The organism is Pseudomonas chaetocerotis (assembly GCF_015712105.2).
GTDB lineage: Bacteria > Pseudomonadota > Gammaproteobacteria > Pseudomonadales > Pseudomonadaceae > Aquipseudomonas > Aquipseudomonas chaetocerotis.
In genome coordinates, this window is record NZ_JACFYX020000011.1 from 27377 (window position 1) to 54293 (window position 26917).

Here is a 26917-nt window from a genome sequence, read left to right on the forward strand (position 1 = left end):
CACGGTGGATCGATGAAGCGTGATCCACCCTACAGCGCTGCTACGTGGGGTGGACATCGCCTTTCATGTTCATCTTGATGCAGGCGAATGACTTCATGGTGGATCGATGAAGCGCGATCCACCCTACGGTTCGAACTCCACCAACACGGCACCTTCGCTGACCATTTCGCCTTCACGGCAGTACAGCGCCTTGACGGTCCCGGCTTCGGGTGCGCGGATGCTGTGCTCCATCTTCATCGCCTCCAGCACCACCAGCGCTGCGCCAGCTTCGACCGCCTGGCCGGGTTCGATCAGTACACGGACGATGCTGCCGTTCATGGGCGCACTGAGGCCACCCTGCTGAGCATGACTGGCCTCGGCGGCGGCGATGGGGTCGAAGCGGCTGATGGCATGCAGCTCGCCGTGCCATTGCAAATAGAGGGTTTCGCCACGGCGAATGGCGCGCAGACGCTGGCGCGTGCCGTCGATCTCCGCCAGCAGTTCTTCGCCCTGCAAGCGGGCCTGGTTGCTCGCGCGCACCTTGCGGCTCTCGCCCTGGCAGTTCAGGTGCAACTCGATTTCCGCTGCACCACCGGCGCGCCAACCACTCCGCGCGGCCCAGGGCGAATGGCTGTCGTCCGCGCGCTGCATGGGGCTTTCGCTCTGTACCCAGGCATCGGCAGCGAGTTGCCAGAAGGCGCCAGGCAACTCGCTTGGCGCAGGTAGCAACTGCTGCTGGTAGCGTGGGATAAAGCCCGTGTCCAGCTCGCAAGCGGCGAACGCCGGATGGGCGAGGATGCGTTGCAGGAACGCCAGGTTGGTTTTCACGCCACCGACCAGGGTGTCGCCCAGCATGGCCAGCAGACGCAGGCGCGCCTGCTCGCGGTTGTCGCCCCAGGCGATCAGCTTGCCCAACATCGGGTCGTAAAAGGGCGAGACGCTGTCTCCCTCGGCCACGCCACTGTCGACGCGCCGCCCATCGCCGCTGGCCGCTTCGCGGTACAGCGCCAGGGTGCCGGTGGCGGGCAGGAAATCGTGATCCGGGTCTTCGGCGTACAGCCGCACCTCGATGGCGTGACCATTCAATGGCACCTGCTGCTGGGTGATCGGCAGCGGCTCGCCGCGGGCGACGCGAATCTGCCAGGCCACCAGGTCGAGGCCGGTGATGGCTTCGGTGACCGGATGTTCGACCTGCAGGCGGGTATTCATCTCCATGAAGAAGAAGTCGCCACGCTCGTCGAGCAGGAACTCCACCGTGCCGGCACCGACGTAGCCGATGGCCTGCGCTGCCTTGACCGCCGCCTCGCCCATGGCGCGGCGCAGCTCGGGGCTCAGGCCCGGCGCCGGTGCCTCCTCGACCACCTTCTGGTGGCGACGCTGGATCGAGCAGTCGCGCTCGTTGAGGTACAGGCAGTTGCCGTGCTGGTCGGCGAATACCTGGATCTCCACGTGGCGCGGCTTGAGTACGTATTTTTCCACCAGCATGCGCGAGTCGCCGAAGGCCGACTGCGCTTCACGCTGCGCGGATTCCAGCGTTTCGGCGAGCTGCGCTTCTGATTCAGCCACCTTCATGCCCTTGCCACCGCCGCCGGCAGCCGCCTTGAGCAGCACCGGGTAGCCGATGCGTTTGGCGGCCTCGCGGAAGGTATCAAGATCCTGCTTTTCACCGTGGTAGCCAGGCACCAGCGGCACGCCGGCAGCCTCCATCAGCGACTTGGCTGCCGACTTGCTGCCCATGGCCTCGATAGCCGAAGCGGGCGGGCCTAGAAAGATCAGCCCGGCTTGCTCGATGGCGCGGGCGAAGAAGGCGTTCTCCGAGAGAAAACCGTAGCCGGGGTGGATGGCCTGCGCACCGCTGGCCTTGGCGGCCGCGATGAGCTTGTCGATCAGCAGGTAACTTTCGCCAGGCTTGGCACCGCCGAGATTCACCGCCATATCGGCTTCGCGCACATGGCGTGCGTCTGCGTCGATGGCGCTGTGCACGGCGACGGTACGGATGCCCATGGCCTTGGCCGTACGCATCACACGGCAGGCGATCTCGCCACGGTTGGCGACCAGCAGGGTGTCGATCATGGTCATTGCTCCTGCCAGGTGGGTTGGCGTTTTTCCAGGAATGCACGCAGGCCTTCCTGACCCTCGGTGCTGACGCGAAGACGGGCGATGGCGTTCTCGGTGTAGCGGCGCAGGGCTGGGGTCAGTTCGCCGCTGCCGACTTCGCGCAGCAGGTCCTTGCTGGCGCGCATGGCCTGCGGGCTGTTGTGCAGCAGGTTGGCGACCCAGGCTTCGACCTGGGTGTCCAGTTCGTCGACCGGGTAGCACTCGGCGAGCAGGCCCAGTTCGCGGGCGCGTTTGCCGTCGAAGCGTTCGGCAGTGACTGCGTAGCGCTTGGCGGCGCGCTCGCCAATGGCCTGTACGACGAAGGGGCTGATCACTGCCGGAGCGAGGCCGATGCGTACCTCGGACAGTGAGAACAGGGCGTCTTCGGCGCCGATGGCCATGTCGCAGCAACTGGCCAGCCCCACTGCGCCGCCAAAGGCCGCGCCCTGTACCACGGCCAGGGTCGGGATCTTCAGGCCGTGCAGGTTGTACATCAGCTCAGCCAGCTCGCGGGCATCGCTCAGGTTGGCGTTGTAGTCGAGGGTGGCGGCCTGCTGCATCCAGGCCAGATCGGCACCTGCGCAGAAGTGCTTGCCACGGCCGCGCAGCAGGAGGAAACGCAGGCTCTTGTCTTCGCCGACGGCATCGAGGGCGAGGATCAGCTCGCGGATCATCTCGGCGTTGAAGGCGTTGTTCTTTTCCGGACGGTTGAGCCAGAGGGTGGCGAAGCCGCGTGGGTCTTTTTCAAGCTGTACGGTGGTGAAGTCGGTCATGTTCAATTCCGGAATCTGCTTTTGCTCTCTCTTCCATTCATGGGAGAGGGGCGTTGGTCATCACATGCGGAACACGCCGAAACGGGTCGGCTCGATCGGTGCGTTGAGGCTGGCGGACAGGGCCAGGGCCAGTACCTCGCGGGTCTGCGCCGGGTCGATCACGCCGTCGTCCCACAGTCGGGCGCTGGAGTAGAAAGCATGCGCCTGTTTCTCGTATTGCTCGACGATGGGCTGCTTCAAGCGCTGTTCGTCCTCATCGGAGTAAGGCTGGCCGGCGCGTTGCGCCTGCTCGCGCTTGACCTGCACCAGTACACCGGCTGCCTGCTGCGCGCCCATCACGCCGATCCGTGCGTTGGGCCACATCCACAAAAAACGCGGGTCGTAGGCGCGGCCACACATGCCGTAGTTGCCGGCGCCAAAGCTGCCGCCGATGATCACGGTGAACTTCGGCACATGGGCGCAGGCCACGGCGGTGACCAGCTTGGCGCCGTGTTTGGCGATGCCGCCTTCCTCGTACTTCTTGCCGACCATGAAGCCGGTGATGTTCTGCAGGAACAGCAAAGGGATGCCGCGCTGACAGGCCAGTTCGACGAAGTGCGCGCCTTTCTGCGCCGATTCGGCGAAGAGGATGCCGTTGTTGGCCAGGATCGCCACCGGGTAGCCGTTGATGCGGGCGAAGCCGCACACCAGCGTGGTGCCGAACAGCGCCTTGAATTCATCCAGCTGCGAGTCGTCGACGATGCGCGCAATCACCTCGCGTACATCGAAGGGCTGCTTGGCGTCGGCCGGAATCACGCCGTACAGCTCTTCTGCTGCGTAGCGCGGGGCGATGGGGGCGCGGGCATCGAGCTGGCCGAGCTTGCGCCAGTTCAGATTGCTGATGCAGCGCCGGGCAAGGGCCAGGGCGTGTTCGTCATCCTCGGCATAGTGGTCGGCCACGCCGCTGGTCTTGCAGTGCACGTCGGCGCCCCCGAGTTCCTCGGCACTGACTACTTCGCCAGTGGCGGCCTTCACCAGGGGCGGTCCGGCGAGAAAGATGGTCGCCTGCTCGCGTACCATGATGGTCTCATCGCTCATCGCCGGTACGTAGGCGCCGCCGGCCGTGCAGGAGCCCATCACCACGGCGATTTGCGGAATGCCCAGCGCACTCATGTTGGCCTGGTTGAAGAAGATCCGGCCGAAATGCTCGCGATCCGGGAACACTTCGTCCTGGCGCGGCAGATTGGCACCGCCGGAGTCCACCAGGTAGATGCACGGTAGACGGTTCTCACGCGCAATGGCCTGGGCGCGCAGGTGCTTTTTCACTGTCAGCGGGTAGTAGGAGCCGCCTTTTACCGTGGCGTCGTTGGCCACGATCATGCATTCGACCCCTTCGACGCGGCCGATACCGGCGATCACCCCGGCGGCGGGTACGTCTTCGCCGTAGACCTCATGAGCGGCAAGCTGGCCGATCTCGAGGAAAGGCGAGCCGGCATCCAGCAGGCGGTTGATGCGTTCGCGCGGCAGCAGCTTGCCGCGCGATATGTGGCGCTCCTGCGCCTTGGCACCGCCGCCTTCATGGACGCGGGCGAGCAGGGCGCGCAGCTCGTTGACCTGAGCAAGCATCGCCGCGCTGTTGGCGGCGAACTCCGGTGAACGGGTGTTGATCTGAGTGTGCAGGATGGCCATGGATGCCTCTTCGCTTGGCTCCCTCTCCCGTGGGAGAGGGTTGGGGTGAGGGAAAGCCCCTCATCCGCCGTTCGGGCACCTTCTCCCTGAGGGAGAAGGGATTACTTGGTTTCGTTGAACAGCTCGCGGCCGATCAGCATGCGGCGGATTTCGCTGGTGCCGGCGCCGATCTCGTAGAGCTTGGCATCACGCAGCAGGCGGCCGGCCGGGTATTCGTTGGTGTAGCCGTTGCCGCCGAGCAACTGGATGGTGTCCAGTGCCATTTTCGTGGCCATCTCGGCGGTGTAGAGAATCACCGCGGCGGCGTCCTTGCGCGACTCCTCGCCGCGGTCGCAGGCCTTGGCGACGTTGTACAGGTAGGACCTGGAGGCATTCATGCCGGCGTACATGTCAGCCAGCTTGCCCTGCACCAACTGGAATTCACCGATGGATTGCTTGAACTGCTGGCGCTCGTGCACATAGGGCAGCACCACGTCCATGCAGGCCAGCATGATCCCGGTCGGGCCGCCGGAGAGCACGGTGCGCTCGAAGTCCAGGCCACTCATCAGCACGCGCACGCCTCCGCCTTCGCTGCCCAGGATGTTCTCCTCCGGCACTTCGCAGTCTTCGAACACCAGCTCGCAGGTGTTGGAGCCGCGCATACCCAGTTTGTCCAGCTTCTGGTGGCGGGAGAATCCCTTGAAGTCGCGCTCGACGATGAAGGCGGTCATGCCGCGCGAGCCGGCATTGATGTCGGTCTTGGCGTAGATCACGTAGGTGTGGGCATCCGGGCCGTTGGTGATCCACATCTTGTTACCGTTGAGTACGTATCGGTCGCCGCGTTTTTCCGCGCGCAGCTTCATCGACACCACATCGGAACCGGCATTGGGCTCGCTCATGGCCAGGGCGCCGATGTGCTCGCCGGAGCAGAGTTTGGGCAGGTATTTGTGCTTCTGCGCCTCGCTGCCGTTCTTGTGGATCTGGTTGACGCACAGGTTGGAGTGTGCGCCGTAGGACAGGCCCACCGAGGCCGAAGCGCGGCTGATCTCTTCCATGGCCAGCACATGCGCCAGGTAGCCCATGTCGGTGCCGCCATACTCTTCCTTGACCGTCATGCCGAGCAGGCCCATATCGCCGAACTTGCGCCACATGTCCATGGGGAACTCGTTATCGCGGTCGATCTGCGCGGCACGCGGCGCCAGCTCGGCCTGAGCGAACTGGTGCACCGAGTCGCGCAGCATGTCGAGGGTTTCACCGAGGCCGAAGTTGAGAGTGGGATAGTTCATGGGGCACCTTTTGTTGTTGTCGTAGGGTGCGTTATGCGCACCGGGTCGGATTCTGTGGCGCGCGCAGCGCACCCTAGGCTTGAGTCTCGGCCAAGGCAGCGAGGCAACGCTCCTCGGCGGTATCCAGTTCCAGTTGCATCTGCTGGATATCCAGCAATTGTTGTTCAAGCTGCTGGCGGCGCTCGGCGATCTTGGTCAGGAAGGTATTGAGCTGTCGGTGGTTGCCGCTGCTGGGGTCGTAGAGGTCGATCAATTCCTTGCACTCGGCCAGGGAGAAACCGATGCGCTTGCCACGCAGGATGAGTTTCAGGGTCACCAGATCCTTGGGGTGGTAAATGCGCTCCTGGCCACGTCGCTCGGGGGCGAGCATGCCTTGTTCCTCGTAGAAGCGGATGGCGCGAGTCGTGACATCCAGTTCGCGGGCCAGGTCGGAGATGCTGTAGGTCGTGGGCATTGGAGCAGCCTTGTTGTTTACCTTTACGTAAACGTTAAGATGACCTTTGCAGGCTGTCAACTTCCTGGGGCCGGGTGTGAGTCTCTTTGGCAAACGCCGCCTGTTAGAATGCCGATCTTGTCGGCAGCCAGGATCAGGGAAATTCATGGCAAGCGCGTCCGCTGAAAAAGGCACGATTTCCATTCGTCTGGTGCGCGAAGCTCTACATGAGTTGCGTCAGCAAGGCTGTGATGAGGCGTCGCTGCTGCAGGGGGCAGGGATAGACGGCGAACTGCTGGCGGAGCCTGATGGCAGGGTATCGTCCGAGGCTTACGGCCAGCTCTGGCTAGGCATTGCCCAGCAGATGGACGATGAATTCTTCGGCATGAACCCGCGCCGGATGAAGGCCGGCAGCTTTGCCTACATGGCCCGTGCTGCCGTGAAGGAGCCGACCCTGGGCGCCGCCTTGCAGGGCGCGTTGCGCTTGCTGCAGCTAATCTTCGACGGTTTCAGCCCGCGGCTGGAGGTACGCGATGGCCTGGCTGCGATCGTCATCGATGAGCCGCCCGAACGCTGTTGCCGGGCTTTCGGTTATTTCACTCTGTGGCTGATGATCCACGGTCTGACCTGCTGGCTGGCGGGGCGGCGCATCGATGTGCTCGGTATCCACCTGCGTTGCGCGCAGCCCGATTACATCGAGGATTACCAGGTGATGTTTACCCGTAACCTGCATTTCGGCCGGCCGCAGAGCCGCCTGCTGTTCAATGCCGAAAGCCTGCAGACGCCGATTCGGCGCAGCCCGCGTGACCTCAAGCGTTTTCTGGCTGGCGCGCCTGCCAACATTCTGGTGCGCTACCGCGACCCGCAAAGCCTGGGCGCGCGTATCAAGGCGCACCTGCGCAGCCTGCCACCTGCGCACTGGCCGGATGTGGAAGCGCTGGCCGGGCATTTCCATATGGCGCCTTCGACCCTGCGGCGCAAGCTGTCGCTGCAAGGGCAGTCCTACCAGGGGCTCAAGGACCAGGTGCGGCGTGATCTGGCCATCGCCTGCCTGGACGGCGATTCAGGCAATTTCAGTGACCTGGCCTTCGAGCTGGGTTTTGCCGACACCAGCGCCTTCTACAAGGCGTTCAAGAAATGGACGGGCTCGACGCCGGGCCAGTACCGCGCGCTGAGCCACCCTGAAAGTGCTTGAATGAAGCGGTGTTCTGTCATTTTTGCTCAGGCAGGTTGAGACCTTTCGACATTGCTGGCCGGTCCGGCTGGAGTGACCATCGCGGCATTCAATAAGAACAATCCGGGAGATCACCCCGATGCGCGATTACTTCACCGCTGCCCGCGAATTCGATTTCGAGGTGGCCGTTGCCGATACGCTGGCCGGTCGCCTGGATGCCCTCAATGCCTGCGTGGAATGCTGCGACCGCCATGTTGGTAACGGCAAGACGGCGCTGATCTGGGAGGGCCGCAATGGCGAGCGTGCTACCTGGACGTTCGAGCAATTGCAGGCAGCCTCGGCACGCTTCGCCAACCTCCTGGCCTGCCGTGGCATCGGCGCCGGTGATTGCGTATCGGGCATCCTGCCGCGTACTCCGGAGCTCTTGATCACCATTCTCGGCACCTGGCGTGCCGGGGCCATCTATCAGCCGCTGTTCACCGCCTTTGGCCCCAAGGCCATCGAGCATCGGGTGCACACCGCAGGCTCGAGGCTGGTGGTCACCGACACGCTCAACCGGGCCAAGCTCGATGAGGTTGAGCAGGCGCCGCCGGCATTGGTTGTGGGTCAAGATTTCTGGGCCGAGATGGAGCAGCAGGCGGATCACTTCGCGCCGGTCATGCGCCGGGCCGAGGATCCCTTCCTGCTGATGTTCACCTCTGGTACCACCGGCCTGGCCAAGCCACTGCAGGTGCCACTCAAGGCCATCGTCGCCTTCGTCAGCTACATGCGCGAGGCGGTGGATCTGCGCCCGGAAGACCGCTTCTGGAACCTGGCCGACCCCGGCTGGGCCTATGGCTTGTATTACGCGGTGACCGGCCCCCTGGCCATGGGGCATGCCACCACCTTCTTCGAGGGCGCTTTCAGCGTCGAGAGCACCTGCCGGGTGATTCGTGAGTACGGCATCACCAATGTGGCGGGATCCCCCACGGTCTATCGCCTGCTGTTGGCCGCGCGTGAGGAGGTGGAGGCTGCGCTAAAGGGCCAGCTGCGCGCCGTGAGCAGCGCCGGCGAACCCTTGACGCCCGAGGTGATCCGCTGGTTCGCCGAGGGCCTGGACTGCACCATCCACGATCATTACGGGCAGACCGAACTGGGCATGGTGCTGTGCAACCACCATGCCTTGCAGCACCCGGTACGCCTGGGCGCGGCGGGCTTCGCCATGCCGGGGCATCGCGTGGTGGTGCTGGACGAGCAGATGCGCGAGTTGCCGGCCGGTCAGCCCGGCATCCTGGCGCTGGACCGGTCGCGTTCGCCGCTGTTCTGGTTCCCCGGTTACCGGGCGATGGATACCCGCGCCTTTGTCGGCGACTACTACCTCAGTGGCGATACGGTCGAACTCAACGATGACGGCAGCATCAGCTTCGTCGGGCGTGCCGACGATGTGATCACCACATCCGGCTATCGGGTTGGCCCCTTCGATGTGGAGAGTGCGCTGATCGAGCATCCCGCCGTGATCGAGGCTGCGGTGATCGGCAAGCCCGACCCGGAGCGCACCGAGCGGATCAAGGCCTTCGTGGTGCTGCACGCCGGATATGTCGCAGACGAGACCTTGGCCGAGGCGCTGCAGCAGTACGTACGCAAGCGCCTGTCGGCCCATGCCTACCCACGCGAGATCGAGTTCGTCAGCGAGCTACCCAAGACCCCGAGCGGCAAGATCCAGCGTTTCCTTCTGCGCAACCAGGAAATCGCCAAGGCCCAGGCGGCCGCCAGTCACTGATTCAAGGAGGCCTCATCATGCATATCGAACACTCCGTATTCCTGATCAGTGGCGGCGCCTCCGGTCTTGGTCTGGCCACCGCCCGGGCACTGGTCGGGCAGGGCGGCAAGGTGGTGTTGCTGGATATCAACGCAGAAGCGGGCCAGCGGGCGCTCGCCGAGCTGGGCGCCAACGCTCGCTTCGTGCGTGCCGACATCACCTGCGAAGAGGACGGCCACGCAGCGGTGGCGCAGGCGCTGGCGGCATTCGGTGCGCTGCACGGACTGGTCAACTGCGCCGGCGTCGCACCGGCCGAGAAGGTGCTGGGGCGTAGTGGAGCGCATGGCCTGGACAGCTTCCGGCGTACCGTCGAGATCAATCTGATCGGCAGCTTCAACCTGTTGCGTCTGGCTGCCGAAGCCATGGCGCAGAACACGCCGAACGCCGAGGGCGAGTGTGGGGTCATCATCAATACTGCTTCGGTGGCAGCGTTCGATGGGCAGATGGGCCAGGCCGCCTATGCTGCTTCCAAGGGCGGCGTCGCCGCGCTGACGCTGCCGGCGGCGCGTGATCTGGCGCGCTCGGGCATCCGCGTGATGTGCATTGCACCCGGTGTGTTCGAGACGCCAATGATGGCCGGTATGCCGCAGGAGGTGCGTGATTCGCTGGCGGCCAACGTGCCGTTCCCTCCGCGCCTGGGACGACCCGACGAATACGCTGCACTGGTACGGCATATCGTCGAGAACCCGATGCTCAATGGCGAGGTGATCCGCCTCGATGGCGCGCTGCGCATGGCGGCGAAGTAACGGACAGCTAGCCCGGATGTAATCCGGGAGGAACTCACGCAGATTTCCCGGATTGCATCCGGGCTACGCGATTCGAAGGTGAAACTCATGAAACAGCAACTCGACCCCGTGGTTATCGTCAGCGCAGTGCGCACGCCCATGGGCGGCTTTCTTGGTGATCTGGCCGGCCTGACGGCGGCTGAACTGGGCGCCGCAGCCATCCGCTCGACCCTGGAGCGTGCTGGGCTCGCGGCCGAGGCAGTGGACACGGTACTGATGGGCTGCGTACTGCAGGCCGGACAGGGCCAGGCACCGGCGCGCCAGGCCGCGTTGGGCGCAGGGCTGAGCCAGGCGGTGCAATGCACCACGCTGAACAAGATGTGTGGCTCCGGTATGCAGGCGCTGATGCTCGGTCACGACCAGTTGCTGGCCGGCAGCAGCGAGGTGCTGGTGGCCGGCGGCATGGAGAGCATGTCCAATGCGCCGTACCTGCTGGCGCGCGCCCGTGGTGGTTATCGCATGGGCCATGGCCAGGTGCTCGACCACATGTTCCTCGACGGTCTGGAGGACGCCTACGAGCGCGGTCGGCTGATGGGCACCTTTGCCGAGGATTGCGCGCAGCAGTATCGCTTCAGTCGCGAGGAGCAGGACGCCTATGCCCTGGAGTCGCTGCGTCGCGCCCAGCAGGCGATAACGGACGGCAGTTTCGCCAGTGAGATCGTTGCCGTGGAGGCGCCACAGGGGCGTGAACGGCGCCAGATCGGCAGCGATGAACAGCCGCCCAAGGCCCGCCCGGACAAGATACCCACCCTGAAGCCGGCGTTTCGCGAAGGCGGAACGGTGACGGCGGCCAATGCCAGCTCCATTTCCGATGGCGCCGCCGCGCTACTGCTGATGCGCCTGTCCGAGGCTCAGGAACGCGGCCTGGCGCCGCTGGCGCGCATCGTCGGTCATGCTGGCCACGCCCAGGCGCCGAATTTGTTCACCACCGCTCCGGTTTCGGCGATCCAGCGCTTGCTGGCGCGTATCGAGTGGCCACTGGAGACGGTCGACTTGTTCGAGATCAACGAAGCGTTCGCCGTGGTGCCGATGGTGGCCATGCGTGAATTGGGCATCGATCACGCCAAACTCAACGTAAACGGCGGCGCCTGCGCCCTGGGCCATCCCATCGGCGCATCCGGTGCTCGCATTCTGGTGACGCTACTGGCGGCGCTTAAGCAGCGCGGGCTCAAGCGTGGCGTAGCCTCCGTGTGCATTGGCGGCGGTGAAGCCACTGCCGTGGCTATCGAGTTGTATTGACTCGACCTCTCGGGTGCGCTGTGCGCACCGAGAGTTTCCGCCAACCAGCGGTGCGCTCTGCGCACCCTACGTATGGAGCCAGCCATGCTGCCCAACGAAGAAGAAATCCTCATCCGTGACATGGCCCGCCAGTTTGCCCAGGAACGGCTGAAACCCTTCGCCGCCGACTGGGATCGCGAGCATCGCTTCCCTGCCGAGGCTATCGCCGAGATGGGACAACTGGGTTTCATGGGCATGCTGGTGCCGCAGCAGTGGGGCGGCGCCGAGACCGGCCACCTGGCCTACGCCATGGCCCTGGAGGAGGTGGCGGCTGGCGATGGCGCCTGTTCCACCATCATGAGCGTGCACAACTCGGTAGGCTGCATGCCGATCCTCAAATATGGCAGCGAGGAGCAGAAGCAGCGTTTTCTCCGTCCGTTGGCCGAGGGCAAGATGCTCGGTGCCTTCGCCCTGACCGAACCGCAGGCCGGCTCCGACGCTAGCGACCTGCGCACCCGCGCCCGGCGTGACGGCGAGCACTATGTGTTGAGCGGCGCCAAGCAGTTCATCACCTCCGGCAGTCATGCCGGCATGGTCATCGTGTTCGCCGTCACTGACCCGCAAGCCGGCAAGAAGGGCATCAGTGCCTTTATCGTGCCGACCGACACGCCGGGATTCTCCGTGGCCAGGGTCGAGGACAAGCTCGGTCAGCATGCTTCCGACACCTGTCAGCTCCAACTCGACGAAGTACATATTCCGGCCAGCCTGCGCCTGGGCGAGGAGGGCGAAGGCTATCGCATCGCCCTGGCCAACCTGGAAGGCGGACGTATCGGTATCGCCGCGCAAGCGGTGGGCATGGCGCGGGCGGCATTCGAGGTGGCGCGTGATTACGCCCATGAACGGGTGACCTTCGGCAAGCCGATCATCGAGCACCAGGCCGTAGCCTTTCGCCTGGCCGATATGGCCACGCAGATCGCCGTGGCGCGGCAGATGGTGCACCACGCCGCCAGCCTGCGCGAAGCGGGCCAGGCGTGCCTGACCGAGGCCTCGATGGCTAAACTGTTCGCCTCGGAGATGGCCGAGCGGGTGTGCTCGGCGGCGATCCAGACGTTAGGTGGATACGGCTACCTCAAGGATTTCCCGGTCGAGCGCATCTACCGCGACGTGCGTGTGTGTCAGATCTACGAAGGCAACAGCGACGTGCAGCGGATGGTGATCGCGCGCGGCTTGTAGGTGCCGGCTTACGTAGGCTGCGCCGGCCTATGAGCCTCCCCCACGAATGACCTGTACGGTTGCAGCGGGTTGTAAGGTGCACCAATACCGCCTGGTAACGCATGGCGCTAGTGATCGATGGCCTCGAGCAACTGCAGCGCCAGGCGCACACGCTCTGCATTCGGGTAGTTGCGGTTGGCGAGTATCACCAGGCCGGTATCGCGCGTCGGCAGCAGCAGAATGTAGGCGCCGAAACCATTGGTCGAGCCGGTCTTGTTCAGCAGCAGGTCACCTTCGGCCCGTTCGGGAGCACTGAAGCGTTTCACCGGCTGGGGCTGCAGCGCCATCTCGGCGGAGTTGCCAGCCTGCAGTTTCTCCAGGCTGATGGGGCGGGCGTAACGCTCCCAGCCCAGGGCCTGGGTCATGTCACCGATCTGGTAGTAGCCGCGATGAGTGGAGCTGATGGCCTGGCGCAGCGGTGCGGGCAGCTTGCCCGGGTGCAGGTTGGCGTCGATGAAGCGCAGCATGTCGGCAGCAGTGGATTTCAAACCGTAGGCTTCGGCATCCAGCGCGCCGGGGCTCACGCGCACGGCCTTGTCATCGCGGTAGCCCCAGGCATAGCGCCTCATCTGCTCGGCCGGTATCCGTACGTAGCTTTCCTGCATGCCCAGTTGTGGCAGCAGGTCCTTCTCCATCAACTGCTGAAACGGCTTGGCCAGGCTGGCGGCTGCCAGGTGGCCGAACAGGCCGATGCTGGGGTTGGAATACAGCCGCTGCATACCCGGCGGATAGACCGCCTGCCAGTTGCGGTAGTAGTCGAGCATCTGTCGTTCGCTGCTGACCGCATCCGGAAACTGCAGTGGCAGGCCACCTGCGGTGTAGGTGGCCAGATCCAGCAGACTGATGTGATCGAAGGCGGTGCCGCGCAGAACCGGCAGATACTGACTGGCGTTGTCGCTGAGGTTCAGCGTACCGCTGGCCTCGGCGTAGGCGCCAAGGGTGGCGGTGAACAGTTTGCTGATTGAGCCCAGTTCGAACAGGGTGTGGCGATCCACGGCCTGGCCGCTCTCACGTGAGGCGACGCCGTATTCGAAGAAATGTTGCTGCCCCTTGTGACTGATGGCGATGGCCATGCCGGGGATGGCGTAGCTCTGCATGATCGGCTTCACGGCGGCGCCCACCTGTTTGTCCAGTGAGGGCGAGGCCGGCGCCTGGCTGGCGGCCAGCAGCGTCAGGGCAGCGAACAGGGGGCGGTACAGGTGACGCATGGTGAGTTCCTTTCGTGGCGGGACGATGTCTGTCCTGCTCGGCGAGCGAGTGCGGTGGCAAATCTATGGCTTGGGCCGATTTTTCGAACAATGGTTCAGGGCCTGACACCCTGTTCGCGCAGGCGCTTGTACAGGGTATTACGGCTCAGACCAAGGTGGCGGGCCAGGTAAGAGATGTTACCGCCGCACGCCTGGTACTGGCTGGCCAGATCGTCGGGCTCGGGGTGTGCTTGCAGGGTCGTGTCCGTTGGCAGGTCAAGAAAGAAGTCGTCCGGCAGGTGTTCGGCGCGGATGGGCTGGTCGTCGGCCATGGCCAGCGCCACGCGCAGCACGCTGCTGAGTTGGCGCAGGTTGCCTGGCCAGGGGTGATGCTGAAACAGCTCTAGTACCTCGCGGCTGATACCCGCGCGCTGGTGGGGTTCGCGGTGCTGCTCCCACAGTTTATGGAACAGCGCCTGCTTGTCGCTGCGTTCGCGCAGTGGCGGCAGCTCCAGGTTCAGACCGCTGATGCGGTAGTAAAGGTCGGCGCGAAATTGCCCGTTGTCGACGTCCTGGCGCAGCGGACGGTTGGTAGCGGAGACCAGGCGTACATCCACTGGATGCAGGTCGCTGCTGCCCAGTGGCTGCACGCAGCGTTCCTGCAGCACACGCAGCAGGCGGGCCTGCACGCGCAGCGGCATGTCGCCGATCTCGTCGAGAAACAGCGTGCCCTTGTGCGCCTTGCGGATCAGGCCGATATGGCCTTTCTGGCTGGCGCCGGTGAAGGCGCCTTTCTCGTAGCCGAACAGCTCCGACTCCACCAGCTCCGCTGGAATGGCGGCGCAGTTGACTGCGATGAACGGCTGACTGGCACGCGAACTGGCCCGGTGCAGCGCCTTGACGAAAACCTCCTTGCCGGCACCGGTTTCGCCCTGAATCAGGATCGGAATGTCCTTCTCCAGCAGGCGTTCGGCTTGGCGCACGGCCTTGTCCATCCGCGCATCGCCCGCGCTCAGCGCATGCAGTTGGGGCTCTTGCGGCGCGCTCTGCGGCGCTTGCGGGCGGAAGTCGCGAGGCTGGATCGGAGCGGGGCGGGCAGGGCGACGTACCCGAGCATGGAAGCGAAAGTGGCCGCTGGTGCGCAGGCTGAAGGGCTGGCCGTCCGGTTGGTTGAGCAACTGTTGCAGCGGCACGTCGAACAGCTGTTCGATGGCGCCGTAGGTCAGGGGTTGGCCAAGCAGGTTGTCGGCGCGGCGATTGGCGGAGACCACGTGGCCCTGCTCGTCGAACACCACGAGGCCGGCCCAGGGGCTGTCGAGGTTGTCCAGGCTGGTGTTGAAACTGAGCAGGTGGTAATGGTCGGCGAACAGCTTGAGGATCAGGCGGTTCTCCACCGACTGACTCATCATCTTGACCATGCCCAGGGTGTGCGCCGGCGGCAGGTAGCTGTCACTGGACACGTCGAGCACGGCGATCATGCGCCGTTGCTCGTCGAAAATCGGCGAGGCCGAGCCGGTCATGAAACGGTTGGCCTTTAGGAAGTGTTCGTCGTGCTGGATGTGCACCGCCTGGCCGCAACTGAGCGCGGTGCCGATGGCGTTGGTGCCGGTGTAGCGCTCCAGCCAACTGGCGCCGGCGACGAAGCCGGCGGCCTGGCGCGGTTCGATGAAACGTTGGTCGCCCCAGGAATGCAGCAGCCGGCCCTGATCGTCGGCGAGCATGATCAGGCAGTTGGAATTGGCGAGGATGGTGCCGTAGTAGGGCAGCACTTCCTGGTGGGTGGTCTGCACCAGGGCCTGGCGGCTTTCCAGCAGAGCCGAAAGTTCGCCGGCAGGTGGGGGGTCGAAGCGCGGCGGGCTCTGATGGGTCAGGCCATAGTCACGACAGCGCGACCAGGACTCCTGGATGAGGGTGTCGTGCGCCGGCGCGCGGGCAGCTTCAGTCATACATGATCTCTTCTTGTTGGTTCGCGATCTGCGCCGCGATCGATTCAGTTTCGTTCAAGCCTGTTCAAAGTCAACGAACGAATTGTTCAGTTGTTCACATTCGACTGTTCAAAAGTGTTCAGTGAAAAACTGGCGCGCCGATGAGTCTTGGCGGATTTATTAATTACCATCAAAGAGATACGTCTGATTTTTGGGCGCTGGCACGCTTGTCGCTATTGATGTTCGCAACCGAATGGCACGACAAGAAAAAGGACAGGCCATGTCGCTCAAGCTCGAACACGTCACCCGTATCGTCGACGGCCAGGTGCATATCGACGATGCCTGCCTGAGTTTCGAACCCGGCTCCTTCAACGTCCTGCTTGGCCGGACCCTGGCCGGCAAGACCAGCCTGATGCGACTGATGGCCGGGCTGGATCGCCCCAGCAGCGGCCGCGTGCTGATGAACGGCGCGGATGTCACCGGTGTGCCGGTGCGCCAGCGCAACGTGTCGATGGTCTATCAGCAATTCATCAACTACCCGACTCTGACGGTGTTCGAGAACATCGCCTCGCCCCTGCGCCAGGCCGGTGTAGCCAAGGAGCAGATCGTCGAGAAGGTCGAGGCCACCGCACGCATGCTGCGCATCGAAAAACTGCTGTCGCGCTATCCGCTGGAGCTGTCCGGCGGCCAGCAGCAGCGCACGGCGATGGCCCGGGCGTTGGTCAAGGACGCGTCGCTGATCCTCTTCGACGAACCGCTGGTCAACCTCGACTACAAACTGCGTGAGGAGCTGCGCCAGGAAATGCGCGAGCTGTTTCAGGCTCGCCACACCATCGCCATCTACGCCACTACCGAGCCCAACGAGGCGCTGGCCCTGGGCGGAACCACCACCATCCTGCACGAGGGCCGGGTGGTGCAGAGTGGCAAGACCGCCGAGGTCTATCACCGTCCGCAGCAGGTGCTGGCCGCCGAGCTGTTCTCGGAACCTGCGATCAACCTCATGCCCGGACGCATCAGCGGCTCCGAGGTGAGTTTCGCTGATTGCGTGCACTTTCCGCTTAATCCCGATCTGCGCGGCATCGCCGAGGGCGAGTACCGTTTCGGCGTGCGCCCCAGTCATATCGGCCTGGTGCCGTCCAACGACGATGACCTGGAGCTGGCGGTGACCGTGGAGCTGGCCGAGATCAGCGGCTCGGAAACCTTCCTTCACGTGCGCAACGAGCAGTTCGTGTTGGTGCTGCATCTGCCGGGGGTGCACGAGTACGCAGTGGATACGCCGATCCTGATCTACATCCCCACCCACAAGCTCTTCGTCTTCGCCGCCGATGGGCAACTGGTGCAGGCGCCCAGTCGCCGCCAGGGGAGGGCCGCCTGATGGCCGAGATTCGCTTGCACAACCTCGCGCACAGCTACAGCGGTGTGCCGAAGGCGCCGGAAGACTACGCGATTCGCGAGATGAACCATGTCTGGCAGCAGGGTGGCGCCTACGCGCTGCTGGGGCCGTCAGGCTGCGGCAAGTCCACATTGCTCAACATCATCTCCGGTTTGCTCAGCCCGTCCCAGGGCGAAGTGCAGTTCGACGGCAAGGCGGTCAACACGCTGTCGCCGCAGGCGCGCAACATTGCCCAGGTTTTCCAGTTTCCGGTGGTCTACGACACCATGACGGTGTTCGACAACCTGGCCTTCCCACTGCGCAACCAGGGCATGGACGAGGCGCGGGTGATGAGCAAGGTGCACGAGATCGCCGAAGTGCTGGAGCTGCATCCGCTGCTGCACAAGAAGGCGCGCAACCTCACCGCCGACGAGAAGCAGAAGGTCTCCATGGGCCGCGGGTTGGTGCGCGACGATGTGTCGGCGATTCTCTTCGATGAGCCGCTGACAGTGATCGACCCGCACCTGAAGTGGAAGCTGCGGCGCAAGCTCAAGCAGATTCACGAGCAGTTCAACATCACCATGGTCTACGTCACTCACGATCAGTTGGAGGCCTCTACCTTCGCCGACAAGATCGCGGTGATGTATGGCGGGCAGATCGTCCAGTTCGGCACGCCGCGCGAGCTGTTCGAGCGCCCCGGACACACCTTCGTCGGCTATTTCATCGGCAGCCCGGGCATGAATCTGATCGACGTGCAGCGCTGTGAGGGCGGGGTGCGTTTTGCCGGAACGGTCTTGCCCCTCTCCGACGCGCTCAACCAGCGTCTCGCCGACCTGCAGGGCAAACGCCTGCAGGTCGGTATCCGCCCCGAGTTCGTGCATATCTGGGATGGTGCCTACGAGGACGCGCTGTGTGGCCAGGTGCTGCACGTCGAGGATCTTGGCACCTACAAGATCCTCACCTTCGACCTTGACGGCCAGGTACTCAAGGCGCGCCTGCAGGAAGACCAGCCGGTGCCGCGTGAGCAGGTCTACCTGAGCTTCCCGGCGCAGTGGCTGATGCTTTACGCCGACGACTACCTGGTGGAGGTGGCGTCATGAAGGTGCAGAACAACAAGGCCTGGTGGCTGGTGCTGCCAGTGTTCCTGCTGGTGGCGTTCAGCGCCATCGTGCCGATGATGACGGTGGTCAACTATTCGGTGCAGGACATCTTCGACCCGTCCACGCGCTATTTCGTCGGGGTCGATTGGTATCGCCAGGTGCTGCAGGACCCACGCCTGCACGATTCGCTGCTGCGCCAGTTCATCTTTTCCGCCTGCGTGCTGCTGATCCAGATTCCGCTGGGCATCGCCATTGCCCTGTGCATGCCCACGCGCGGACGCTGGGCGTCGCTGTGCCTGATCCTGATGGCCATTCCGCTGCTGATTCCGTGGAACGTGGTGGGCACCATCTGGCAGATCTTCGGCCGTGCCGACATCGGGCTGATGGGCTGGGCGCTGAATGCGCTGGGCATCAGCTACAACTATGCATCCAACACCATGGACGCCTGGGTGACGGTGCTGATCATGGATGTCTGGCATTGGACCTCGCTGGTGGCGCTGCTGTGCTACTCAGGGCTGCGCGCCATTCCCGACGTCTACTACCAGGCGGCGCGCATCGACCGTGCGTCGAACTGGGCGGTGTTCCGTCATATCCAACTGCCCAAGCTGAAGAGCGTGCTGCTGATCGCGGTCATGCTGCGCTTCATGGACAGCTTCATGATCTACACCGAGCCCTTCGTGCTCACCGGTGGCGGGCCGGGCAACGCCACCACCTTCCTCAGCCAGACCCTGACGCAAATGGCCATCGGCCAGTTCGACCTGGGCCCGGCGGCAGCGTTCTCGCTGGTGTACTTCCTGATCATCCTGCTGGTGTCCTGGCTGTTCTACACCGCCATGACTCACGACGACAAAAACCGCTGAGGCCGACCATGACGCTGCGCAAACGCCTGGTACTGCTGATCTATTTCCTGTTCCTGCTGGTGCCGATCTACTGGCTGCTGAACATGTCGTTCAAGAGCAACACCGAGATTCTCGGTGGCCTCAGCCTGTGGCCGCAGAGTTTCACCCTGGACAACTACCGGGTGATTTTCACTGACCGCAGCTGGTACGAGGGTTACCTCAACTCGCTGTATTACGTCAGCCTCAACACCCTGATCTCGCTCAGCGTGGCGCTGCCGGCCGCCTATGCCTTCTCGCGTTATCGCTTTCTCGGCGACAAGCACCTGTTCTTCTGGTTACTGACCAACCGCATGGCGCCGCCGGCGGTGTTCCTGCTGCCCTTCTTCCAGCTCTATTCGTCCATCGGCCTGTTCGACACCCACATCGCCGTGGCGTTGGCGCACTGCCTGTTCAACGTACCGCTCGCGGTGTGGATTCTCGAAGGCTTCATGTCCAGCGTGCCCAAGGAAATCGACGAGACGGCCTATATCGACGGTTACAGCTTCCCGACATTCTTCGTGAAGATCTTCATTCCGCTGATCCGCTCCGGCATCGGTGTCACCGCCTTCTTCTGCTTCATGTTCTCCTGGGTCGAACTGCTGCTGGCGCGCACCCTGACTTCGGTGGACGCCAAGCCCATCGCGGCGGTGATGACCCGTACCGTCTCCGCCTCGGGGATCGACTGGGGCGTGCTGGCTGCCGCCGGGGTGTTGACCATCCTGCCGGGGATGCTGGTGATCTGGTTCGTTCGTAATCACGTGGCCAAGGGCTTCGCCCTCGGTCGCGTGTAAGGGAGGTTCGTCATGAGTTGGATGGCCTGGACTCTACCGACCGCGCTGTTCTTCGCCGGCATCGCCTTGCTGCTGGCCGGCATGACGCTGGTGGAGCTGCGCTGGCCGTGCGTCGAGCGCAAGGGTTTTCTGCCGATCACCACCACCCGGGGTGATCGGTTGTTCATCGGTCTGCTCGGCAGCGCCTACCTGCATCTGCTGGTGATAGGCGTGACCGACTGGAGCGTGTGGATAGCGTCGCTGCTATCGCTGTTGTGGTTGTGCGCAGTCATGCGCTGGGGCTGAGCCGGGCTGCCGCCGGTATGCCTCTCCCCAAATCCTGAGATGGAGGTCTCTATGTTCGACAATAACAACAAGACCCGACATAGCATGGCGTTGGCCGCCCTGCTGGCGTTGTCCGGTTTGAGCGGTGCGGCCTGGGCGGATGCCTATGAAGAGGCCGCGAAGAAATGGATCAATGATGAGTTCAATCCCTCGACCCTGACGCCCGAACAGCAACTCGAAGAGCTGAAATGGTTCATCAAGGCCGCCGAGCCGTTTCGCGGCATGGACATCAGCGTGGTTTCGGAAACCATCACCACCCACGAATACGAGTCCAAGGTGCTGGCCAAGGCGTTCAGCGAGATCACCGGGATCAAGCTGCGCCACGATCTGCTGCAGGAAGGCGACGTTGTCGAGAAACTGCAGACGCAGATGCAGTCGGACAAGAACATCTACGACGGCTGGGTCAACGACTCCGACCTGATCGGCACCCATGCGCGTTACGGCAAGGCCGTGGCGATCAGTGACATGATCGAGGGTGAGGGCAAGGACTTCACTTCACCGACCCTGGACCTCGAAGACTTCATCGGCACTTCCTTTACCACCGGGCCGGACGGCAAGCTGTATCAATTGCCCGACCAGCAATTCGCCAACCTCTACTGGTTCCGCGCCGACTGGTTCGAGCGTCCGGAACTCAAGGCCAAGTTCAAGGAAATCTACGGCTACGAGCTGGGCGTGCCGGTCAACTGGTCGGCCTACGAGGACATCGCCGAGTTCTTCTCGGTGCACGTCAAGGAAATCGACGGTCAGCGTGTCTATGGCCACATGGACTACGGCAAGAAAGACCCATCGTTGGGCTGGCGTTTCACCGATGCCTGGTTCTCCATGGCCGGCGGCGGCGACAAGGGCCTGCCCAACGGCCTTCCGGTGGACGAGTGGGGCATTCGTGTTGACGGCTGCCGGCCGGTGGGTTCCAGTGTCGCCCGCGGTGGTGACACCAACGGGCCGGCGGCGGTGTTCGCCACCCAGAAATACGTCGACTGGATGCGCCAGTACGCGCCGCCGGAAGCGCAGGGCATGACCTTCTCCGAATCCGGCCCGGTGCCGGCGCAGGGCGCGATCGCCCAGCAGATCTTCTGGTACACCGCCTTTACCGCCGACATGACCAAACCGGGCCTGCCGGTGGTCAACGAAGACGGTACGCCGAAGTGGCGCATGGCGCCTTCGCCGAAAGGGCCGTACTGGGAGGAGGGCATGAAGCTCGGCTATCAGGACGCCGGCTCCTGGACCTTCCTCAAGTCCACCCCGGAGAAACAGCGCCTGGCCGCCTGGCTCTACGCCCAGTTCGTCACTTCCAAGACCGTGTCGCTGAAGAAGACCCTGGTCGGCCTGACACCGATTCGTGAGTCGGACATCAACTCGCAGGCGATGACCGACGTGGCGCCCAAGCTCGGTGGCCTGGTTGAGTTCTACCGCAGCCCGGCACGCGTGCAATGGACGCCGACCGGTACCAACGTGCCGGATTATCCGCGTCTGGCTCAGCTGTGGTGGCAATTCATCGCCGAAGCGGCCAGTGGTGACAAGACCCCGCAACAGGCGCTCGATGGCCTGGCCGCGGCGCAGGACACCATGCTCGGTCGCCTGGAACGCTCGGGTGTGCTGGGTGAGTGCGGGCCGAAACTGAACGAGCCGCGTGATCCGCAATACTGGTTCGACCAGCCTGGTGCGCCGAAGCCCAAGCTGGCCAACGAGAAACCCAAGGGCGAAACCATCGCCTATGACGAGTTGCTCAAGTCCTGGGAACAGTCGCGCAACTGATCCGCACGTCAGAAACGACAACGGCACCCTTGGGTGCCGTTGTTCGTTGTGCAACGCTGCTTATTTATGCAGATGTTCGGCCGCGTGCAGCGTGTTTTCCAGGAGACCGGCGCGGGTCATCGGGCCAACGCCGCCTGGAACCGGGGTGATCCAGCCGGCACGGGGCAGGGCGGCATCAAAGGTCACGTCGCCGACGAGCTTGCCGTCTTCCTGACGGTTGATGCCGACGTCGATGACGATGGCGCCTGGCTTGATCCACTCACCCTTGACCAGCCCAGGTTTGCCTGCGGCAACCACGACGATATCGGCCTGGCCGACGTGAGTAGCCAAATCCTTGGTGAAGCGGTGGGTGACGGTCACGGTGCAACCGGCCAGCAGTAACTCCATGGCCATTGGTCGGCCGACGATATTGGAGGCGCCAACCACTACCGCATGCATGCCGTAGAGATCGGCGCCCGTGCTTTCCAGCAGGGTCATGATGCCCTTCGGTGTGCACGGGCGCAGCAGCGGCATGCGCTGCGCCAGACGACCAATGTTGTAGGGGTGGAAGCCATCGACATCCTTGTCCGGGCGAATGCGTTCGAGCAGCAGGGACGAGTCCAGATTCTCCGGCAGCGGCAGCTGTACCAGGATGCCGTCGATGGCCGGGTCTTCGTTGAGCTCGTCGATCAGCGCGAGCAAATCGGCCTGGCTGGTCTCTGCCGGCAGATCATAGGCGCGGGAAACAAAGCCGACCTCTTCGCAATCCTTGCGTTTATGTGACACATAGACCTGGGAGGCGGGATCGGTGCCGACCAGGATCACGGCCAGGCCTGGCGCGCGAAGGCCTTGCTTACGGCGTTCGGCGACACGTTGGGCAATCTGCTGGCGGAGGCTGGCGGCGATCGCCTTGCCGTCGATCAGTTGTGCGGTCATTGCGCTGGTTAACCATTAATAAGGATGAAAAAAGGATGCGCATTCTCGCATGGGCGCTCATCCGGGCAAAGGCGCCTGCCGTCGTTTTCGCGTAACTCCTTTAAATCGCTGAATTTTTTTGAAAATTTCTGTTGACGAGGTTGGGAGCCGTCTATAACATTCGCCCCGCTTCTCAGGAACAGCCACTCGCTGGGTGAGGCGGCAAGAGCCAAGCCCTGGTGGTGAGGTTGGAGCCAAAAGCTTGTAAGTCTGCGCTAGCGGATGGATAAGTGCCCGTAGCTCAGCTGGATAGAGCATCCGCCTTCTAAGCGGATGGTCGCAGGTTCGAGTCCTGCCGGGTGCGCCATTTGGCGGTCAGGCAAATCGAGTAAGCAAATGCAATATGGTGGGCGTAGCTCAGTTGGTAGAGCACAGGATTGTGGCTCCTGGTGTCGTGGGTTCGATTCCCATCGTCCACCCCATATTCCAAGGCGCCAGGCCAAAAGCCTGGCGTTTTTGTTTTAAGCTGCAAAGCCACGCGGACGTGGTGGAATTGGTAGACACACCAGATTTAGGTTCTGGCGCCGCAAGGTGTGAGAGTTCGAGTCTCTCCGTCCGCACCATCTTTATATAGCCCCTCCCGACTGCCGCCTGCTTCTAGGGTGACTTCTGCACATTGACCCTCTAGAATGCTTGGCCTTGATTCGGGGCCGGTTCGAGCCGGCTTATGTCTGTGCAACGAGGAATATCCATGCAAGTTTCTGTTGAAAGCACTTCTGCTCTTGAGCGCCGCATGACTGTCGGCGTACCCGTCGAGCGCATCGAGACCGAAGTCAACAAGCGTCTGCAGCAGACTGCCCGTCGTGCCAAGGTTCCTGGCTTCCGTCCTGGCAAGGTGCCGATGAGCGTGATCCGTCAGCGCTACGAAGATACCGCTCGTCAGGAAGCACTGGGCGACCTGATCCAGGCTACCTTCTATGAAGCCGTGGTCGAGCAGAAGCTGAACCCGGCCGGTGCTCCGGCTGTAGAGCCCAAGTCCTTCGAGAAGGGCAAGGATCTGGAATACGTCGCTACCTTCGAAGTGTTCCCCGAGTTTCAGGTTTCCGGTTTCGAGTCCATTGCCATCGAGCGCCTGGAAGCCGATGTGGCTGACAGCGACGTCGACAACATGCTCGACATCCTGCGCAAGCAGAACACTCGTTTCGAAGCTGTTGAGCGCGCTGCCGAGAATGGCGACCAGCTGAACATCGATTTCGTCGGCAAGATCGACGGCGAAGCCTTCGCTGGCGGTAGCGCCAAGGGCACCCAGCTGGTGCTGGGCTCCGGCCGCATGATCCCGGGCTTCGAAGACGCCCTGGTTGGTGCCAAGGCCGGTGAAGAGCGCGTGATCAATCCGACCTTCCCCGAGGATTACCAGAACCTCGACCTGGCCGGCAAGACCGCCGAGTTCACCGTTACCGTGAACAGCGTTTCCGCCCCGCAACTGCCTGAGCTGAATGACGAGTTCTTCGCCCTGTTCGGTATCAAGGAAGGTGGTCTGGAAGGTTTCCGCGCCGAAGTTCGCAAGAACATGGAGCGCGAACTGCGTCAGGCCATCAAGTCCAAGGTCAAGAACCAGGTAATGGACGGCCTGTTGGCTGCCAACCCGGTCGAAGTGCCGAAGGCGCTGATCGGCAACGAAGTGAACCGTCTGCGCGTGCAGGCCGTTCAGCAGTTCGGTGGCAACATCAAACCAGACCAGCTGCCGGCCGAGCTGTTCGAAGAGCAAGCCAAGCGCCGTGTGGTGCTGGGCCTGATCGTTGCTGAAGTGGTCAAGCAGTTCGATCTCAAGCCTGACGAAGCCCGCGTACGCGAGCTGATCGAAGAGATGGCCTCGGCTTACCAGGAGCCTGAGCAGGTCGTTGCCTGGTACTACAAGAACGACCAGCAGATGAACGAAGTGCGTTCGGTTGTACTGGAAGAGCAAGTTGTAGATACTGTTCTGCAGAAGGCCAACGTGACCGATAAAGCGGTTTCCTACGAAGACGCAGTCAAGCCGGCGGAAGCTCCTAAAGCCGACTGATCTGGTAACCTCGTTCGAGTACACCACCATAAGCCAGCCTCCGTGCTGGCTTATGTGTATTTGAGACATGACTATTAGGGAGTGAGCGCAAGACATGTCCCGCAATCCTTTTATGCAAAACATGCCTGAAATCCAGGCCGCTGGCGGCCTGGTGCCGATGGTCATCGAGCAATCCGCTCGTGGCGAGCGTGCCTATGACATCTATTCGCGTCTGCTCAAGGAGCGCGTGATCTTTCTGGTTGGCCCGGTCGAGGACTACATGGCCAACCTGATCTGCGCCCAGCTGCTGTTTCTGGAAGCAGAGAACCCGGACAAGGACATTCACCTGTACATCAACTCGCCGGGTGGCTCGGTGACTGCCGGCATGGCGATCTACGACACCATGCAGTTCATCAAGGCGGATGTGTCCACCACCTGCATCGGTCAGGCCTGCAGCATGGGTGCTTTCCTGCTGGCGGGCGGCGCCAAGGGCAAGCGTTTCTGCCTGCCGAACTCGCGTGTGATGATTCACCAGCCGCTGGGCGGCTTCCAGGGGCAGGCTTCGGACATCGAGATCCACGCCAAGGAAATCCTCTTTATCCGTGAGCGCTTGAACGAGCTGCTGGCTCAGCACACCGGTCAGAGCCTGGAAACCATCGAGCGTGATACCAACCGCGACAACTTCATGAGCGCTTCGCGCGCCGTGGAATATGGTCTCGTCGATGCCGTGCACGAAAAGCGTCAAATGCCGGTCTAGATAAGGCGCTGGTTGCGGGCATCCTTCACTGACGCGAGCTGCGCCCTTGAAAATGCCCGCATTTGCCTTCATCTTGTGTTTCAAGCCTACCGTATTGGATTGATCGAATGACTGATACCCGTAACGGTGAGGACAACGGCAAACTGCTTTATTGCTCCTTCTGCGGCAAAAGCCAGCATGAAGTGCGCAAGTTGATCGCCGGTCCTTCCGTCTTCATCTGCGACGAATGCGTCGACCTGTGCAATGACATCATCCGCGAGGAGGTGCAGGAGGCACAGGCTGAGAGCAGCGCGCACAAACTTCCGGCACCCAAGGAAATCAGCGGCATCCTCGATCAGTACGTGATCGGTCAGGAGCGCGCGAAGAAAGTGCTGTCGGTAGCTGTATACAACCACTACAAGCGTCTTAATCAGCGTGACAAGAAAGATGATGTCGAGCTGGGCAAGAGCAACATTCTACTGATCGGTCCGACCGGTTCGGGTAAGACGCTGCTGGCCGAAACGCTTGCACGCCTGCTCAACGTACCGTTCACCATCGCTGACGCCACCACCCTGACCGAAGCCGGTTATGTCGGTGAGGACGTCGAGAACATCATTCAGAAGCTGCTGCAGAAGTGCGATTACGATGTCGAGAAGGCCCAGATGGGCATCGTCTACATCGACGAAATCGACAAGATTTCGCGCAAGTCCGACAACCCGTCGATCACTCGTGATGTGTCGGGCGAGGGCGTGCAGCAGGCGCTGCTCAAGCTGATCGAGGGCACCGTGGCTTCGGTTCCACCGCAAGGCGGGCGCAAGCATCCGCAGCAGGAGTTTCTGCAGGTTGATACGCGTAACATCCTGTTCATCTGTGGCGGTGCGTTCGCCGGCCTGGAGAAAGTCATTCAGGCCCGCTCCACCCGAGGCGGTATCGGTTTCGGTGCAGAAGTGCGCAGCAAGCAGGAAGGCAAGAAAATCGGCGAATCTCTGCGTGAGGTCGAACCAGACGATCTGGTCAAATTCGGCCTGATTCCCGAGTTCGTCGGTCGTCTACCGGTGATCGCGACACTGGAGGAGTTGGACGAGGCTGCTCTGGTGCAGATTCTCACCGAGCCGAAGAACGCGTTGACCAAGCAGTACGCCAAGCTGTTCGAGATGGAAGGCGTGGACCTGGAGTTCCGTTCCGATGCGCTGAAATCCGTGGCGCAGAAGGCGCTGGAGCGCAAGACCGGTGCTCGTGGCCTGCGTTCGATTCTCGAGGGCATTCTGCTCGACACCATGTACGAGATCCCGTCCCAGCAGGACGTGAGCAAGGTGGTGATCGACGAGAGCGTCATCGAGGGTTCGTCCAAGCCGCTGCTGATCTACGAGAACAGCGAACCGCCGGCGAAGGCCGCGCCAGACGCCTGACGGCTGTTACACGATGCAAGGAAGGGGCCCCTCGGGCCCCTTC

At 62.9% G+C, this 26917-nt stretch carries 22 protein-coding genes and 3 tRNA genes; 17 read left to right on the forward strand and 8 right to left on the reverse strand.

Going from position 1 to position 26917, the window contains the following annotated elements; genetic code table 11:
- Nucleotides 1-123: 123 nt before the first annotated feature.
- The 5 genes from H3221_RS18895 to H3221_RS18915 all read right to left on the reverse strand — a co-directional run bounded on the left by H3221_RS18895 (nucleotide 124) and on the right by H3221_RS18915 (nucleotide 6236).
- Nucleotides 124-2052, reverse strand: a complete 1929-nt coding sequence (locus H3221_RS18895; protein ID WP_196474896.1) for an acetyl/propionyl/methylcrotonyl-CoA carboxylase subunit alpha — start codon at nucleotides 2050-2052, stop codon at nucleotides 124-126.
- A gap of 2 nt (nucleotides 2053-2054) precedes the next feature.
- Nucleotides 2055-2849 (reverse strand): gamma-carboxygeranoyl-CoA hydratase, encoded by a 795-nt coding sequence (locus H3221_RS18900; RefSeq protein WP_196474895.1) that lies wholly within the window; start codon nucleotides 2847-2849, stop codon nucleotides 2055-2057.
- Between the two features lie 60 nt (nucleotides 2850-2909).
- Nucleotides 2910-4517, reverse strand: coding sequence for a carboxyl transferase domain-containing protein (locus H3221_RS18905; RefSeq protein ID WP_196474894.1), 1608 nt, complete (start codon nucleotides 4515-4517; stop codon nucleotides 2910-2912).
- Nucleotides 4518-4618: 101 nt separating this feature from the next.
- Entirely contained in the window at nucleotides 4619-5782 is a 1164-nt protein-coding gene (locus H3221_RS18910) for an isovaleryl-CoA dehydrogenase (RefSeq protein WP_196474893.1), read from the reverse strand.
- Between the two features lie 73 nt (nucleotides 5783-5855).
- Complete coding sequence (locus H3221_RS18915; RefSeq protein WP_196474892.1) at nucleotides 5856-6236, reverse strand: MerR family transcriptional regulator; 381 nt, start codon at nucleotides 6234-6236, stop codon at nucleotides 5856-5858.
- Between the two features lie 145 nt (nucleotides 6237-6381).
- Between H3221_RS18915 and H3221_RS18920 the strand changes: the two genes are divergently transcribed.
- The 5 genes from H3221_RS18920 to H3221_RS18940 all read left to right on the forward strand — a co-directional run bounded on the left by H3221_RS18920 (nucleotide 6382) and on the right by H3221_RS18940 (nucleotide 12423).
- Nucleotides 6382-7410, forward strand: coding sequence for an AraC family transcriptional regulator (locus H3221_RS18920; protein ID WP_196474891.1), 1029 nt, complete (start codon nucleotides 6382-6384; stop codon nucleotides 7408-7410).
- Nucleotides 7411-7528: 118 nt separating this feature from the next.
- Nucleotides 7529-9148 (forward strand): acyl-CoA synthetase, encoded by a 1620-nt coding sequence (locus H3221_RS18925; protein ID WP_196474890.1) that lies wholly within the window; start codon nucleotides 7529-7531, stop codon nucleotides 9146-9148.
- A gap of 17 nt (nucleotides 9149-9165) precedes the next feature.
- Entirely contained in the window at nucleotides 9166-9933 is a 768-nt protein-coding gene (locus H3221_RS18930; protein ID WP_196474889.1) for a 3-hydroxyacyl-CoA dehydrogenase, read from the forward strand.
- Between the two features lie 87 nt (nucleotides 9934-10020).
- Entirely contained in the window at nucleotides 10021-11211 is a 1191-nt protein-coding gene (locus H3221_RS18935) for an acetyl-CoA C-acyltransferase (protein WP_196474888.1), read from the forward strand.
- Between the two features lie 84 nt (nucleotides 11212-11295).
- Nucleotides 11296-12423, forward strand: a complete 1128-nt coding sequence (locus H3221_RS18940; RefSeq protein ID WP_196474887.1) for an acyl-CoA dehydrogenase family protein — start codon at nucleotides 11296-11298, stop codon at nucleotides 12421-12423.
- A 107-nt stretch (nucleotides 12424-12530) separates the two neighbouring features.
- Here H3221_RS18940 and blaPRC read toward each other — a convergent pair whose 3' ends face one another.
- Nucleotides 12531-13670: a PRC family class C beta-lactamase gene (gene blaPRC / locus H3221_RS18945; RefSeq protein WP_196474886.1), complete on the reverse strand. Its 1140-nt coding sequence runs from the start codon at nucleotides 13668-13670 to the stop codon at nucleotides 12531-12533.
- 95 nt (nucleotides 13671-13765) lie between these two features.
- A complete protein-coding gene (locus H3221_RS18950; protein ID WP_196474885.1) occupies nucleotides 13766-15595 on the reverse strand; it encodes a sigma-54-dependent Fis family transcriptional regulator in 1830 nt (609 codons plus the stop codon).
- 259 nt (nucleotides 15596-15854) lie between these two features.
- Between H3221_RS18950 and H3221_RS18955 the strand changes: the two genes are divergently transcribed.
- The 6 genes from H3221_RS18955 to H3221_RS18980 are packed head-to-tail and all read left to right on the forward strand — an operon-like array spanning nucleotide 15855 to nucleotide 21794.
- Complete coding sequence (locus H3221_RS18955) at nucleotides 15855-16949, forward strand: ABC transporter ATP-binding protein (protein WP_196474884.1); 1095 nt, start codon at nucleotides 15855-15857, stop codon at nucleotides 16947-16949.
- Nucleotides 16949-18046, forward strand: a complete 1098-nt coding sequence (locus H3221_RS18960) for an ABC transporter ATP-binding protein (RefSeq protein WP_196474883.1) — start codon at nucleotides 16949-16951, stop codon at nucleotides 18044-18046. The genes H3221_RS18955 and H3221_RS18960 overlap by 1 nt, the downstream gene beginning before the upstream one ends.
- Nucleotides 18043-18906, forward strand: coding sequence for a carbohydrate ABC transporter permease (locus H3221_RS18965; RefSeq protein ID WP_196474882.1), 864 nt, complete (start codon nucleotides 18043-18045; stop codon nucleotides 18904-18906). Before H3221_RS18960 ends, H3221_RS18965 begins: the two co-directional genes overlap by 4 nt.
- Before the next feature lie 8 nt (nucleotides 18907-18914).
- Entirely contained in the window at nucleotides 18915-19715 is an 801-nt protein-coding gene (locus H3221_RS18970; protein ID WP_160017905.1) for a carbohydrate ABC transporter permease, read from the forward strand.
- A gap of 12 nt (nucleotides 19716-19727) precedes the next feature.
- Nucleotides 19728-20000 carry a DUF2160 domain-containing protein gene (locus H3221_RS18975; protein ID WP_196474881.1) on the forward strand — a complete coding sequence of 91 codons (273 nt, stop codon included), beginning with the start codon at nucleotides 19728-19730 and terminating at the stop codon, nucleotides 19998-20000.
- Between the two features lie 51 nt (nucleotides 20001-20051).
- On the forward strand, nucleotides 20052-21794 hold the full coding sequence (locus H3221_RS18980; protein WP_196474880.1) for an ABC transporter substrate-binding protein: 1743 nt from the start codon (nucleotides 20052-20054) through the stop codon (nucleotides 21792-21794).
- Between the two features lie 60 nt (nucleotides 21795-21854).
- Here H3221_RS18980 and folD read toward each other — a convergent pair whose 3' ends face one another.
- Nucleotides 21855-22709: a bifunctional methylenetetrahydrofolate dehydrogenase/methenyltetrahydrofolate cyclohydrolase FolD gene (folD, locus tag H3221_RS18985; protein WP_112211693.1), complete on the reverse strand. Its 855-nt coding sequence runs from the start codon at nucleotides 22707-22709 to the stop codon at nucleotides 21855-21857.
- Nucleotides 22710-22978: 269 nt separating this feature from the next.
- On the opposite strand from folD, the gene H3221_RS18990 reads away from it, so the two are divergent.
- The 6 genes from H3221_RS18990 (at nucleotide 22979) to clpX (ending at nucleotide 26874) form a co-directional block, all read left to right on the forward strand.
- Nucleotides 22979-23055 (forward strand) — tRNA-Arg (locus tag H3221_RS18990).
- A 39-nt stretch (nucleotides 23056-23094) separates the two neighbouring features.
- Nucleotides 23095-23170: transfer RNA gene (locus H3221_RS18995), tRNA-His, on the forward strand.
- A gap of 56 nt (nucleotides 23171-23226) precedes the next feature.
- Nucleotides 23227-23311 (forward strand) — tRNA-Leu (locus H3221_RS19000).
- 128 nt (nucleotides 23312-23439) lie between these two features.
- Nucleotides 23440-24750, forward strand: coding sequence for a trigger factor (tig, locus tag H3221_RS19005; RefSeq protein ID WP_169968105.1), 1311 nt, complete (start codon nucleotides 23440-23442; stop codon nucleotides 24748-24750).
- Between the two features lie 94 nt (nucleotides 24751-24844).
- Nucleotides 24845-25486 (forward strand): ATP-dependent Clp endopeptidase proteolytic subunit ClpP, encoded by a 642-nt coding sequence (gene clpP, locus H3221_RS19010; RefSeq protein WP_004424103.1) that lies wholly within the window; start codon nucleotides 24845-24847, stop codon nucleotides 25484-25486.
- 107 nt (nucleotides 25487-25593) lie between these two features.
- A complete protein-coding gene (clpX, locus tag H3221_RS19015) occupies nucleotides 25594-26874 on the forward strand; it encodes an ATP-dependent Clp protease ATP-binding subunit ClpX (RefSeq protein WP_017676722.1) in 1281 nt (426 codons plus the stop codon).
- Nucleotides 26875-26917: the final 43 nt, after the last annotated feature.

Excerpts from the sequence above, each read along its gene's own strand:
- H3221_RS18980 (WP_196474880.1), top strand. The coding sequence starts at position 20,052 with ATGTTCGACAATAACAACAAGACCCGACATAGCATGGCGTTGGCCGCC.
- H3221_RS18925 (WP_196474890.1), top strand. The coding sequence starts at position 7,529 with ATGCGCGATTACTTCACCGCTGCCCGCGAATTCGATTTCGAGGTGGCC.
- tig (WP_169968105.1), top strand. The coding sequence starts at position 23,440 with ATGCAAGTTTCTGTTGAAAGCACTTCTGCTCTTGAGCGCCGCATGACT.
- H3221_RS18950 (WP_196474885.1), bottom strand. The coding sequence starts at position 15,595 with ATGACTGAAGCTGCCCGCGCGCCGGCGCACGACACCCTCATCCAGGAG.
- H3221_RS18910 (WP_196474893.1), bottom strand. The coding sequence starts at position 5,782 with ATGAACTATCCCACTCTCAACTTCGGCCTCGGTGAAACCCTCGACATG.
- H3221_RS18940 (WP_196474887.1), top strand. The coding sequence starts at position 11,296 with ATGCTGCCCAACGAAGAAGAAATCCTCATCCGTGACATGGCCCGCCAG.
- H3221_RS18895 (WP_196474896.1), bottom strand. The coding sequence starts at position 2,052 with ATGATCGACACCCTGCTGGTCGCCAACCGTGGCGAGATCGCCTGCCGT.
- H3221_RS18900 (WP_196474895.1), bottom strand. The coding sequence starts at position 2,849 with ATGACCGACTTCACCACCGTACAGCTTGAAAAAGACCCACGCGGCTTC.
- H3221_RS18970 (WP_160017905.1), top strand. The coding sequence starts at position 18,915 with ATGACGCTGCGCAAACGCCTGGTACTGCTGATCTATTTCCTGTTCCTG.
- H3221_RS18960 (WP_196474883.1), top strand. The coding sequence starts at position 16,949 with ATGGCCGAGATTCGCTTGCACAACCTCGCGCACAGCTACAGCGGTGTG.
- H3221_RS18920 (WP_196474891.1), top strand. The coding sequence starts at position 6,382 with ATGGCAAGCGCGTCCGCTGAAAAAGGCACGATTTCCATTCGTCTGGTG.
- blaPRC (WP_196474886.1), bottom strand. The coding sequence starts at position 13,670 with ATGCGTCACCTGTACCGCCCCCTGTTCGCTGCCCTGACGCTGCTGGCC.
- H3221_RS18905 (WP_196474894.1), bottom strand. The coding sequence starts at position 4,517 with ATGGCCATCCTGCACACTCAGATCAACACCCGTTCACCGGAGTTCGCC.
- folD (WP_112211693.1), bottom strand. The coding sequence starts at position 22,709 with ATGACCGCACAACTGATCGACGGCAAGGCGATCGCCGCCAGCCTCCGC.
- clpP (WP_004424103.1), top strand. The coding sequence starts at position 24,845 with ATGTCCCGCAATCCTTTTATGCAAAACATGCCTGAAATCCAGGCCGCT.
- H3221_RS18935 (WP_196474888.1), top strand. The coding sequence starts at position 10,021 with ATGAAACAGCAACTCGACCCCGTGGTTATCGTCAGCGCAGTGCGCACG.
- H3221_RS18965 (WP_196474882.1), top strand. The coding sequence starts at position 18,043 with ATGAAGGTGCAGAACAACAAGGCCTGGTGGCTGGTGCTGCCAGTGTTC.
- H3221_RS18915 (WP_196474892.1), bottom strand. The coding sequence starts at position 6,236 with ATGCCCACGACCTACAGCATCTCCGACCTGGCCCGCGAACTGGATGTC.
- H3221_RS18975 (WP_196474881.1), top strand. The coding sequence starts at position 19,728 with ATGAGTTGGATGGCCTGGACTCTACCGACCGCGCTGTTCTTCGCCGGC.
- H3221_RS18930 (WP_196474889.1), top strand. The coding sequence starts at position 9,166 with ATGCATATCGAACACTCCGTATTCCTGATCAGTGGCGGCGCCTCCGGT.
- clpX (WP_017676722.1), top strand. The coding sequence starts at position 25,594 with ATGACTGATACCCGTAACGGTGAGGACAACGGCAAACTGCTTTATTGC.
- H3221_RS18955 (WP_196474884.1), top strand. The coding sequence starts at position 15,855 with ATGTCGCTCAAGCTCGAACACGTCACCCGTATCGTCGACGGCCAGGTG.